Raw genomic sequence first — 12257 nt, forward strand, 5'->3', positions numbered from 1 at the left:
ATGCCGGCTACAAGCTCGCACCGGTGGACACCAACCTCTTCCCGGGCGGCTTCAACAACCTCACGCCCGAGATGCTGCCGCTGGCGGTGCAGGCAGCGATGGCGGCCATCGAGAAGATCTGCCCCGAGGCCAAGAACCTGCTGCTGATCCCCGAGAAGCACACCCGCAACATGTTCTACCTGATGAACGTGCAGCGGCTGATCGAGATCTTCGGCCTGGCCGGCCTGAACGTGCGCCTGGGCACCCTCGACGAGTCCATCACTGAACCCACCCGGTTGCAGCTGCCCGATGGCAGCGAGCTGACGCTGGAGCCGCTGCTGCGCACCCCGCGCCGCCTGGGCCTGAAGGACTTCGATCCCTGCACCATCCTGCTGAACAACGACCTCTCGGCCGGCATCCCCGAAGTGCTGAAGAACCTGCACGAGCAGTACCTGCTGCCCCCGCTGCATGCCGGCTGGGCGGTGCGCCGCAAGAGCCAGCACTTCGACAGCTACGAGGAAGTGGCCAAAAAGTTCGCCAAGCTGCTGGGCATGGACCCCTGGCTGATCAACCCCATGTCGACCCATGTGAGCGAGGTGGACTGGCAGGAAGGCACCGGCCTGGACCGGGTGCAGACCCAGGTCGATGCGCTGCTGACCAGGATCCGGCGCAAGCACAAGGAATACGGCATCAACGAGAAGCCTTTCGTGGTCGTGAAGGCCGACAACGGCACCTACGGCATGGGCATCATGACCGTGCGCGACGCCAAGGAGCTGGAAGATGTGAGCCGCCGCACCCGCAACAAGATGGGCGTGGTCAAGGACGGCCAGACCGTCTCCGACCTGATCATCCAGGAAGGCGTGCCCACCTACGAGCGGGTCAACGAGGCCGTGGCCGAGCCGGTGGTCTACATGATCGATCGCTATGTGGTGGGCGGCTTCTACCGGGTCCATGCGGACCGCGGCATCGACGAGAACCTCAACGCCCCGGGCGCCAGCTTCGTGCCCCTGGCCTTCTCGGAAAGCCACCACCTGCCCAAGCCCGGCATGCGCCCCGGGGCCAGCGCGCCCAACCGCTTCTACATGTACGGCGTGATCGGCAGACTGGCCATGCTGGCCGCGTCCTACGAGCTGGAAGCGACCGACCCGGACGCCGAAGTCTACGAGTGAGCCCAGGGCGAGGCCGGCGCGACCTCGCTCGCCAACACGCGCACGCCCTCCGCCCGCAACGCGGCAACGTCGCTGGAATGTCCCAGCGGATGAAGCGCGTGTCCTGCCGATCCAGCACACCACGGGCTCGCCCCGGAGCTCTCCATCCACCGTGAGCAGACACACGAGGGGGCCTTGCGGCGCCACTGGGCCGGCAGGCCGCACAAGGCTTGCACAAGGCCTGCACAAGCGCGGATTGTGCCGTGGCGTGCACGCCCTGCAGGGCCCGTTCTGCTGGACAGACCGGCCAGGGGCGGGCGCACAATAAGGGTTTCTCCAACGAGCCGCCCCCCTTTGAGTTCTCATACCCCTGCCCCCCGGACACCGGCAGCCCTGGCCACCCTGACTCTGGCGGCACTTGGCGTGGTCTACGGAGACATCGGTACCAGCCCGCTCTACGCGCTGAAAGAGGTGTTCCACGCCGGCCATGTGCCGGCCTCGGACGAGAACATCCTGGGCGTGCTCAGCCTCATCTTCTGGACGATGACCATCATCGTCTCGCTGAAATACGTGCTGCTCATCCTGCGGGCCGACAACAACGGTGAAGGTGGCCTGATCGCCATGCTGGCCCTGGCCACCACCGCGGTGAAGGACCGCCCGCTGCTGCGCCGCATCCTGATGGTGGTGGGCCTGTTCGGCACCGCCATCTTCTACGGCGACGGCGTCATCACCCCGGCGGTGTCGGTGCTCTCGGCCGTCGAGGGCCTGGAGGTGGCCGCCCCCGCCCTGCACAGCCTGGTGATCCCCATCACCCTGGTGGTGCTGACCGGCCTGTTCGCCGTGCAGCGCTTCGGCACCGGCGGCATCGGCAAGTTCTTCGGGCCGATCACGCTGATCTGGTTCTTCGCGCTGATCGCCCTGGGCCTGCCCCACATCGTCGAGAACCCCGCCGTGCTGGTGGCCTTGAACCCGCTCTATGCCATCGGCTTCTTCGTGCAGCAGCCGCTGGTGGCCTTCATCGCCCTGGGCGCGGTGGTGCTGTGCGTGACCGGCGGCGAGGCGCTGTATGCCGACATGGGTCACTTCGGCCGCCTGCCCATCCGCATCGCCTGGTACGGCCTGGTGATGCCGGCCCTGGTGGTGAATTACTTCGGCCAGGGCGCGGTGCTGCTGGGCAACCCCGAGGCCATCGACAACCCCTTCTTCCTGATGGCCCCGCACTGGGCCCGGCTGCCGCTGGTGTTCCTGTCCACCGCCGCCACGGTCATTGCCTCACAGGCCCTGATCTCGGCCGCCTTCTCGGTCACCAAGCAGGCCATCCAGCTGGGCATCCTGCCGCGCATGACCATCCGCCACACCTCGGTCAAGGACACCGGTCAGATCTACGTGCCCTTCGTGAACTGGGGGCTGTACGTCTTCATCGTGCTGGCGGTGGCCCTGTTCAAGTCCTCGTCCAACCTGGCCTCGGCCTATGGCATCGCGGTGACGCTGGACATGACCATCACCACGGTGATGACCTTCTACGTGATCCGCTACGGCTGGGGCTACCCGCTGGCCCTGTGCCTGCTGGCCACCGGCTTCTTCTTCACGATCGACATCACCTTCTTCTTCTCCAACCTGCTCAAGCTGATCGCCGGCGGCTGGTTCCCGCTGGTCATCGGCTCGGGCATGTTCATGCTGATGCTGACCTGGAAGCAGGGCCGCCAGATCATGCGCGAGCAGGTGCGCAACGACGCCATCAAGCTCGAGGGCTTCCTGGATGCGGTCTTCATCAACCCACCCACCCGGGTGCCCGGCACCGCAGTGTTCCTGGTGTCCGAGGAAGACCTGGTGCCCAACGCGCTGATGCACAACCTCAAGCACAACAAGGTGCTGCACGAGCACAACCTGTTCGTGACCGTGCGCCACCACGAGGTGCCCTGGATCGGCTTCGACAAGCGCCTGTCCCTGCACTCACTGGGCCACGACTGCTGGCAGGTGACCGTCAACTTCGGCTTCAAGAACGACCCGGACCTGCCCGAGGCGATCAAGCTGCTCAAGGACCGCGGCGTGCCGCTGGACGACATGGACACCAGCTACTTCCTCTCGCGCGAGACGGTGGTGCCCACCCGCGGCGCGGGCATGGCGATGTGGCGCGAGAAGCTGTTCGCCAGCATGCACCGCAACGCCACCGACATGGCCGACTTCCTGAACCTGCCCACCAACCGCATCGTCGAGTTGGGTGCCAAGGTCGAGATCTGACTGTTCTCCGCCCGCCGAGCCCGATGCCTTCGTTCTGGAAAGATGTCTCGCTGTCGGCCGTCGTGGCCGGCTTTGTCGCTGTGCTGGTCGGCTTCACCAGCTCCATCGCCATCATCTTCGCGGCCGCCCAGGCCCTGGGCGCCGACACCGCGCAGACGGCCAGCTGGATCTGGGCGCTGGGCCTGGGCACCGGCCTGACCAGCCTGGGCCTGTCGTTGTGGACCCGCCAGCCCGTGCTGACCGCCTGGTCCACCCCTGGCGCGGCGCTGATCGCGGCCAGCCAGGGCATCTCCCTGCCCGAGGCCGTGGGCGCCTTCATCGTCTGCGCGGTGCTGATCCTGCTGGTCAGCGTCACCGGCTGGTTCGAAAAGCTGATGGACCGCATCCCGATGGCGATCGCCGCGGCCCTGCTGGCCGGGGTGCTGACCCGCTTCGCACTGGACGCCACCCTGGCCACCCGCAGCCAGCCGCTGCTCATCGTGGGCATGGCCGCGGCCTTCCTGGCCGGACGCCGCTGGTGGCCGCGCTACGCCGTGCCCGGGGTGCTGCTGGCCGGCGTCGCGCTGGCGGCGGCCCAGGGCCTGCTGCACCTGGGCGGGGTGTCCTGGGGCCTGGCACAGCCGGTCTGGGTGACACCGCAGTTCAACCTGCACGCCCTGGTGGGCCTGGGCCTGCCGCTCTTCGTCGTGACCATGGCCTCGCAAAACCTGCCCGGCGTGGCAGCCCAGCGCGCCGCGGGCTACCAGGTACCGGTCTCACGCACGGTGGGGGCCACCGGTCTGGCCTCGCTGGCGCTGGCGCCCTTCGGCGGCTTCGCCTTCAACCTGGCGGCCATCACCGCCGCCATCTGCATGGGCCGCGAGGCCCACGAGCAGGCCGACCGGCGCTACACCGCCTCGGTGGCGGCCGGCGTGTTCTACATCGCGGTGGGTCTGGCCGGCGGGGCCGTGGCGGGCCTGCTTGGCGCCTTCCCGAAGGAACTGGTGATCGGCATCGCCGGCCTGGCCTTGCTGGGCACCATCGGTGGCGGCCTGGCCAGTGCCCTGCAGCAGGAGCGCCACCGCGATGCGGCACTGCTGACCTATGTCGTCACGCTCTCGGGTCTGTCCATCGCCGGCATCGGCTCGGCCTCTGGGGCGTGCTGGCCCGTGCCCTGGCCCTGCTGGCCAGCAAGCGCGGCACTTGAGGCGGCCCCGCACGCTCGGACGGCCTGCGGGATCAGTACGATCCGCTGCCGCCACTGTCGGCCGCACCTTTGTTGAACCCCCACGCCCCCTTTCTGCACGGTCACATGGGTCCCCACGGGCACGCTCTGGGCCTGGGTCACCGTCTGGCGGCTGCCGTCCTCCATGCGCACGGAGATCTTGTAGTCCATCGTCGAGCGCACATCGCGCTCGATCTGGTGGCCCAGCAGCGCACCACCGATGGCGCCGATGATGCGGGAGTTCTTGCCGAACTGGTTGCCCACCACCCCGCCGACGACGCCGCCAGCCACCGCGCCCATGCCGGTGCCATGGCCCTTGTGCTTCTCTTCCTGCACCGACTCCACCACCCCGCAGTTGGTGCACACGGCCTTGACCGGGGCGGGAGGGGGCGTCTGCGCCGTGGTGACGGGGGCGGACGATGCCGGGGCTTCGGTGACGGCTGCCGGAGCGTGCGTCTTGTTCACCGGCTTGTGGGTGGCCTTGTGGACGGGCACCGGCGTCACCACTGGCGAAGCCGCCTGGGCCACCACCGGCGCCGAAGCCACGGCCGCCATGGAGGCGGGCGCGCTGGCCGGCAGGGCCATCACGGCGGAAGCCACCGGCTCGGGCTGCGGCAGCGCGGTGGGGGTGGAGACCTTCTGCCAGACCAGTGCCCCCGCAGCGGCAGCAAACACCCCTGCGGCCAGCCCGGCCCCCACCAGCAGGGCCGGCGAGGTGCGACGGGCCGGCGCCATGCCGGGCACCGGGTTGGAGGAGGAGGCAAGCGGAGCGTTCATGACGTGTCCTGTGAAATGGATCGGGTCGCTGTGAAGATGTAACGCCGGCCCTCCCGTTTCCGCCGACCGCCCCGCCCTTGAGACGTGAGCAAACGTGACATCCCGCGTCCAGCACGACGCACGGCTTCAGGGCACACTGGCGTTTTCAGCCTGCCGTCCCGCGCCATGAGACTCCTGTTCGTTGCCGACCCCCTGTCCACCTTCAAGACGCACAAGGACTCGACCTTCGCGATGATGCGCGAGGCCGCCCGGCGTGGCCACAGCCTGCACCACTGCGGGCCCGAAGACCTGTCCTGGGTCACCGGCGGCAAAGTCAGCGCCCACACACAGGCCCTCACCCTGACCGGCCGATCGGGCGCGGGCGTGAAGGACTGGTACACCGTGGCGGGCGAGGCCACCGAGGCCCTGGCCGCCTTCGACGCGGTCATCATGCGCAAGGACCCGCCCTTTGACAGCGAATACTTCTACGCCACCCACCTGCTGGGCCGGGCCGAGGCCGAGGGCGCGCGGGTCTTCAACTCGCCCCAGGCGCTGCGCGACCACCCGGAAAAGCTCGCCATCCTCGAGTTCCCCCAGTTCACCTCGCCCACCCTGGTCACCCGCAACGCGGCAGCCATCCGCGCCTTCCACGCCGAGCACCGCGACATCATCCTCAAGCCCCTGGACGGCATGGGCGGCATGGGCATCTTCCGCGTGCGCGAGGACGGTCTGAACCTGGGCAGCATCATCGAGACGCTCAACCGCGACGGCGCGCAGACGGTGATGGTGCAGCGCTACGTGCCCGAGATCGTGCAGGGCGACAAGCGGGTGCTGGTGATCGGTGGTCGGCCGGTGCCCTTCTGCCTGGCCCGCATCCCGCAGGGCAGCGAGATCCGCGGCAACCTGGCGGCCGGCGGCAAGGGCGTGGCCCAGCCCCTGTCGGACAGCGACCGCGCCATCGCCGAAGCCCTGGGCCCGGTGCTGGCCGCCCGCGGCCTGCTGCTGGTGGGCCTGGACGTGATCGGCGACCGCCTCACCGAAATCAACGTCACCAGCCCCACCTGCTTCCAGGAGATCACCGACCAGACTGGCTTCGACGTGGCGGCCTGCTTCGTCGACGCGCTGGAAGCCGCCGTAGCCGCCCGCTGAGCCGCGCCGCCGCCCCGGTGGCTGCGGCGCGGGAGACAATCGCCCCATGGCATTGCTCTCCCTCACCCAAGCCCACCTCGCCTTCGGCCATGTGCCCTTGCTCGACGGGGCGGACCTCTCGCTGGACCACGGCGAACGCATCGGCCTGATCGGCCGCAACGGCGCTGGCAAGAGCTCGCTGCTGAAGATCCTGGCCGGGCTGGAAAAGCCCGACGACGGCCTGCTGCAGGTGCAGGGCGGCGTGCGCCGCGAATATGTGCCGCAGGAGCCTTTTCTGCAACCGGGCGCCAGCGTGTTCGAGGTGGTCAGCGAAGGCGTGGCCGAGGCCAAGGCCCTGCGCGAGCGCTTCGAGAACCACGCGCCGGACGAGGACCTGGACGCCTTGCAGACCCGGCTGGAGGCCCTGGACGGCTGGAACTGGGAACAGCGGGTGGACGAGGCCCTGCAGCGCCTGGGGCTGGACCCGCAGGCCCCGGTGGACTCCCTCTCCGGCGGCTGGCGCAAGCGCGTGGCCCTGGCCCGCGCCCTGGTGGCCACGCCCGACGTGCTGCTGCTGGACGAGCCCACCAACCACCTGGACCTGGACGCCATCGACTGGCTGGCCGGCCTCTTGAACAACTTCCGCGGCGCGCTGCTGCTGATCACCCACGACCGGGCCTTCCTGGACGCGGTGACCACCCGCATCATCGAACTGGACCGCGGCCAGCTGCGCAGCTACCCCGGCAACTTCGCCGCCTTCGAGGCCGCCAAGCAACGCGAGCTGGAGGCCGAGGCCCTGCAGAACGCCCGCGCCGACAAGCTGCTGGCGCAGGAGGAGGTCTGGATCCGCAAGGGCGTGGAAGCCCGGCGCACCCGCAGCGTGGCCCGCATCGCCCGGCTGGAGAAGCTGCGCGAAACCCGTGCCGCGCGACGCGACGTGGTGGGCAAGGTGCGACTGGACCTGGACACCGGCGCGGCCAGCGGCAAGATCGTCGCGGAGCTGGACAAGGTCAGCAAAGCCTATGGCGACAAGGTCATCGTGCGCGACTTCTCCACCACCGTGCTGCGCGGCGACAAGATCGGCCTGATCGGCCCCAACGGCGCCGGCAAGACCACGCTGCTCAAGCTGATCCTGGGCCAGCTGGCACCCGACAGCGGCACGGTGCGCCAGGGCAGCCGCGTCGAGGTGGCCTACTTCGACCAGATGCGCGAGGTGCTCAACCCCGAGGCCACGCTGGCCGACACCATCAGCCCCGGCAGTGAGTGGATCGAGATCGGCAACCAGCGCAAGCACGTGATGAGCTACCTGGGCGACTTCCTGTTCTCGCCGGCCCGGGCCCACTCGCCGGTCAAGAGCCTGTCGGGCGGCGAGCGCAACCGCCTGCTGCTGGCCCGGCTGTTCGCCCGCCCGGCCAATGTGCTGGTGCTGGACGAGCCCACCAACGACCTCGACATCGAGACGCTGGAGATGCTCGAGGAGCTGCTGCAGGACTACGACGGCACCGTCTTCCTGGTCAGCCACGACCGGCGCTTCGTCGACAACGTGGTGACCAGCACCCTGGTGGCCGAAGGCGACGGCCTGTGGCGCGAGTACGAAGGCGGCATCAGCGACTGGCAGGCCCAGTCGGCCCGCAGCGCGGCTGCGCAGGACGCTGCCCAGAAGGCCGCGGCCAGGGCGACCGCCAAGGCCGAGCCGGCGCCTGCCCCGGCCGCCGCCCCGGTGGCTGCGCCTGCTGAGCCCAAGCGCAAGCTCAGCTACAAGGAGCAGCGCGAGTTCGACGAACTGCCCGGCAAGATCGAAGCCCTGGAGATGGAGCAGGCCGAGCTGGGCGCCCTGCTGGCCGACAGCGGCTTCTACACCCGGGCCCCGCAGCGGGTGGCCGAGGTGACCCAGCGCCACGCCCAGATCGAGGAGGAACTCATGGCCCTGCTCGAACGCTGGGAAGCCCTGGGCCAGCGCAGCTAAGGCGATGACGACTCGGCAGGGCAGCGGCCCAACCGCTAGACTGTCGGTCCCGCCACTTCGCCCCGCGGCGATGGACACCCCCGAGATACGGCTGACCCCTCCCGACGGAGAAGCGGCCCTGGACCAGGTCCGGGTCATCTTCACCGAGTACGCCCAGACCCTGGGCGTGGACCTGTGTTTCCAGAACTTCGAGGCCGAGCTGGCCGGCCTGCCCGGCGACTACGCCCCGCCGCATGGCCAGCTGCTGCTGGCCTATGTTGACGGAGAGTTGGCCGGCTGCGGCGCCTTCCGCCCGCTGCCCGACGTGGACTACGCCAACGCCTGCGAGATGAAGCGGCTGTTCGTGCGCCGGGCTTTCCGCCGCTTCGGCCTGGGCCGGCTGCTGGCGCAGGCGCTGATGGACCAGGCCACCCAGGCCGGCTACTCGGCCATGCTGCTGGACACGCTGGACGACATGGAAGCCGCGCGCGGCCTCTACGCCTCGCTGGGTTTCGAAGAGATCCCGCCCTACTACTTCAACCCCCTGCCCGGCGCCCACTACCTGAAGGCCGAGCTGGGCTGAACCGGCTCAGGCCGCCGGGGGTGGCGCGGCGGCGGACTTGGCCGCCAGTTCGGCGCGCAGGCGCTTCAAGCGGTCCTTGGGGTCCTCGCGGCCGGCGGCCTCGTGCAGCTTCATCTCGGCGATGAAGCGGCTGGGGATGCCGGCGATGGTCTCGCGCCCCTTCTTGCGCCGGCGCAGCGTGCTGACCACCAGCGAGCGCTGGGCGCGGGTGATGCCCACGTACATCAGGCGGCGCTCCTCCTGCAGCCGCTCGGGCGTCATCTGCTCCTCGTCGGCCTTGAAGGGCAGCAGGCCCTCGTTGACGCCGGCCAGGATGACGTGCGGCCATTCCAGGCCCTTGCTGGCGTGCAGCGTGGTCAGCACCACCTGGTCCTGGTCCTCGTCGCGCTCGGCCAGGCTCAGGATCACGCTGATGCTCTGGGCCACCTCGAGCACGCTCTTCTTCTCGGTCTCGAAGGTGCCGCCTTCCTGCAGGATCTGGCCGCCGCAGCGCTTGGCCACCCAGTCCACGAAGTCCAGCACATTGCTCCAGCGCGCCTGGGCCACCTTCTCGCTGTCCTCGTGCTCGAAGAGGTGCTTCTCGTAGTCGATGTCCTTGAGCCACTCGATCAGCAACTTCTTGGCGTCCTCGCCGCCCACGGTGTGGCGGGCCTTGTATTCCAGGTCGTTCACGTAGCGGCCGAACTCGTGCAGCGAGCCGATGGCCTTGGCCGAGAGCTTGGCCGACAGGCTCTGCGCGAACAGGGCCTCGTACATGGACATCTTCCACTGCGCCGAGAACTCGCCGAGCGCGCCCAGCGTCTGGTGGCCGATGCCGCGCTTGGGCGTGGTCACCGCGCGCAGGAAGGCCGGGTCGTCGTCCTGGTTCACCAGGAGGCGCAGCCACGCGCACAGGTCCTTGATCTCGGCCTTGTCGAAGAAGCTCTGGCCGCCCGAGACCTTGTAGGGGATCTGGGCCATGCGCAGCTTCTGCTCGAAGATGCGGGCCTGGTGGTTGGCGCGGTAGAGGATGGCGAAGTCGGCGAACTTGATGCGCGGGTCCTGCGCCCGCAGGGCCTGGATGCGGGTGACGGCCCGCTCGGCCTCGTGTTCCTCGCCGTCGCACTCGGCCACCCGCACCGGCTCGCCCTCGCCCAGGTCGCTCCAGAGCTTCTTGGGAAAGAGCTTGGGATTCAGGCCGATCACCTCGTTGGCTGCGCGCAGGATGGCGCTGGTGGAGCGGTAGTTCTGCTCCAGCGGGATGACCTTCAGGCTGGGGAATTCCTCGGGCAGGCGCTTCAGGTTTTCGATGGTCGCGCCGCGCCAGCCGTAGATGCTCTGGTCGTCGTCGCCCACGGCGGTGAACAGGCCGCGCTGGCGCTCGTCGGGGTGGTCCACCAGGGCCTTGAGCAGCTCGTACTGCACGGCGTTGGTGTCCTGGTACTCGTCCACCAGCACATGGCCGAACTGGTTCTGCCACTTGGCTCGCGCCTCGTCGTTCGTCTGCAGCAGCTTGAGCGGCAGGCTGATCAGGTCGTCGAAGTCCACCGCCTGGTAGGCCGCCAGCCGCTCCTCGTAGAGCCGCATCACCTTGGCCGCCACCAGCTCGTTGTCGTCCTTGGCCACCGAAGGCGCGGTGCTGCTGTTGATGCCCTGGTTCTTCCACAGGCTGATCGTCCACTGCCACTGCCGGGCGATCTTGTTGTCGGTGCAACTGCCGGCATCGCGCAGCACACCCAGCACGTCGTCGGCGTCCAGGATGGAGAACTGCTCCTTCAGGCCCAGCTTGGTGCCGTCCTCGCGCAGCATGCGCACGCCCAGCGAGTGGAAGGTGCTGATGGCCAGGTCCTTGGCCGCGCGCGGCCCCACCAGCGACTGCGCCCGCTCGCGCATTTCGCGCGCGGCCTTGTTGGTGAAGGTGATGGCCGCGATCTGCTTGGGCCGCAGGCCCTCCTGCAGCAGCCGCGCGATCTTGTGGGTGATCACCCGCGTCTTGCCCGAACCCGCGCCGGCCAGCACCAGGCAGGGCCCCCGCAGGTAGTTCACCGCCTCCATCTGGGCGGGGTTGAGGGTGGAGGGGCCGGAGGAGGACATCGAGGTTCCGCAGTGAAGGCCGGGATCATAGCGACAGCCCGGTCGAGGCGAGGCTCCCGGCCCCCTGCACCACCGTCACATCCCTGCCATGTGCCTGAAGTCCAATGAATGAAATCGATTTCATTCTTGCTCACGCACGCCCCTCACCATGTCGATCGCCGCCGTGGCCCAACGCGCCGGGGTCTCGCCCGCCACCGTGTCGCGGGCCTTCAATGCCCCCCAGACCGTGGCCCCCGCCACCCGGGCGCGCATTGAAGCCGCCGCGCAGTTCCTGGCCTACACCCCCAATGCCAGTGCGCAGACCCTGCGCACGCGGCGCACCCGCAGCCTGGGCGTGCTGCTGCCCACCCTGCTCAATCCGGTGTTCGCCGAGTACCTGTCCGGCGTGGCCGATGCCGCGAGCTCGGCGGGCTACTCCATCGTCCCCGTCGCCACCGACTATGTGGAAGCCCGAGAAAGCGATGCCCTGGTCAAGCTCATCGCACGCGACGTGGACGGCCTGCTGCTGACCGTGGCCAACGCCCAGCAGTCGGCCCTGCTGGCGCGCCTGAGGCGCTCGGGCCTGCCCTATGTGCTGACCTACAACCGCCACCCCGAGCACCCCTGCGTCTGCGTGGACGGCGAAACCGCCATGCGCCAGCTGGTCTCGCTGGCACACGCCGCCGGGCATCGGCGCATCGCCATGGTCAGTGGCCAGCGCAATGCCTCCGACCGCGCGCAGCAGCGCCACCAGGGCTACCTCACGGCCATGCACGAATTCGGTCTGGCACCGCGGCTGATCGAAGTGCCGTTCATGGAGGCACTGCCTTCCGCGCTGACGCAGCCGCTGGGCAAGGCGGACCGCCCGACCGCGCTGCTGTGCTCCAACGACCTGCTGGCCATCCGCTCGCTGCGCGCCGCGGCCATGGCGCAGCTGCGGGTGCCCGAGGACGTGGCGGTGATCGGCTTCGACGGCATCGCCCTGGGGCAGGAGTTGGTGACCACGCTGACCACGGTGGCGCAACCCAATCGCGACATCGGCCTGCGCGGCGTCCAGTGGCTGATCGACGCCCTGTCTCGCCACGAGCTGCCCCGGCCCGCCCACAGCATCACCCTGCCGCACCAGGTCCGGCCGGGCGAGTCCTTCCCCCTGCCTCACCCCATGCCTTCAACGCCCTTTCCCTGCCACGCTGAAAGCCCTCTATGACCCACCCTTTGATC

7 protein-coding genes and 2 pseudogenes are annotated in these 12257 nt (G+C 69.1%); 7 read left to right on the forward strand and 2 right to left on the reverse strand.

All coding sequences use genetic code 11. The features are described from left to right. From gshA to I73_RS26450, 3 genes and pseudogenes are all read left to right on the forward strand, one after another. Nucleotides 1-1148 (forward strand): glutamate--cysteine ligase (gene gshA / locus I73_RS06835; protein WP_022979927.1); only part of this gene is annotated, 1148 nt, incomplete at its 5' end. Between the two features lie 333 nt (nucleotides 1149-1481). Further along, nucleotides 1482-3368 carry a potassium transporter Kup gene (locus tag I73_RS06840; protein ID WP_022979928.1) on the forward strand — a complete coding sequence of 629 codons (1887 nt, stop codon included), beginning with the start codon at nucleotides 1482-1484 and terminating at the stop codon, nucleotides 3366-3368. Between the two features lie 23 nt (nucleotides 3369-3391). After that, nucleotides 3392-4554: pseudogene (locus I73_RS26450) on the forward strand (benzoate/H(+) symporter BenE family transporter). 228 nt (nucleotides 4555-4782) lie between these two features. Here I73_RS26450 and I73_RS34680 read toward each other — a convergent pair. After that, nucleotides 4783-5349 (reverse strand): annotated as a pseudogene (locus tag I73_RS34680) (glycine zipper 2TM domain-containing protein); the annotation flags it as partial. Nucleotides 5350-5514: 165 nt separating this feature from the next. Between I73_RS34680 and gshB the strand changes: the two are divergent. The 3 genes from gshB to I73_RS06865 all read left to right on the forward strand — a co-directional run bounded on the left by gshB (nucleotide 5515) and on the right by I73_RS06865 (nucleotide 8984). Next, nucleotides 5515-6477: a glutathione synthase gene (gene gshB / locus I73_RS06855; RefSeq protein ID WP_022979931.1), complete on the forward strand. Its 963-nt coding sequence runs from the start codon at nucleotides 5515-5517 to the stop codon at nucleotides 6475-6477. A gap of 46 nt (nucleotides 6478-6523) precedes the next feature. Further along, the gene (locus I73_RS06860; RefSeq protein WP_022979932.1) at nucleotides 6524-8422 is read left to right on the forward strand and encodes an ATP-binding cassette domain-containing protein; all 1899 of its coding nucleotides are present in this window, start codon (nucleotides 6524-6526) and stop codon (nucleotides 8420-8422) included. A gap of 70 nt (nucleotides 8423-8492) precedes the next feature. After that, nucleotides 8493-8984 (forward strand): GNAT family N-acetyltransferase, encoded by a 492-nt coding sequence (locus tag I73_RS06865; protein ID WP_022979933.1) that lies wholly within the window; start codon nucleotides 8493-8495, stop codon nucleotides 8982-8984. 6 nt (nucleotides 8985-8990) lie between these two features. On the opposite strand, the gene I73_RS06870 is transcribed toward I73_RS06865, so the two are convergent. Then, nucleotides 8991-11057 carry an ATP-dependent helicase gene (locus I73_RS06870; protein WP_022979934.1) on the reverse strand — a complete coding sequence of 689 codons (2067 nt, stop codon included), beginning with the start codon at nucleotides 11055-11057 and terminating at the stop codon, nucleotides 8991-8993. A 148-nt stretch (nucleotides 11058-11205) separates the two neighbouring features. Here I73_RS06870 and I73_RS26460 point away from each other — a divergent pair, with 148 nt between their 5' ends. Beyond that, complete coding sequence (locus I73_RS26460; RefSeq protein ID WP_022979935.1) at nucleotides 11206-12243, forward strand: LacI family DNA-binding transcriptional regulator; 1038 nt, start codon at nucleotides 11206-11208, stop codon at nucleotides 12241-12243. The last annotated feature ends 14 nt before the right edge of the window (nucleotides 12244-12257 follow it).

It is taken from the genome of Ideonella sp. B508-1, assembly GCF_000333615.1.
Lineage (GTDB): Bacteria > Pseudomonadota > Gammaproteobacteria > Burkholderiales > Burkholderiaceae_C > Ideonella.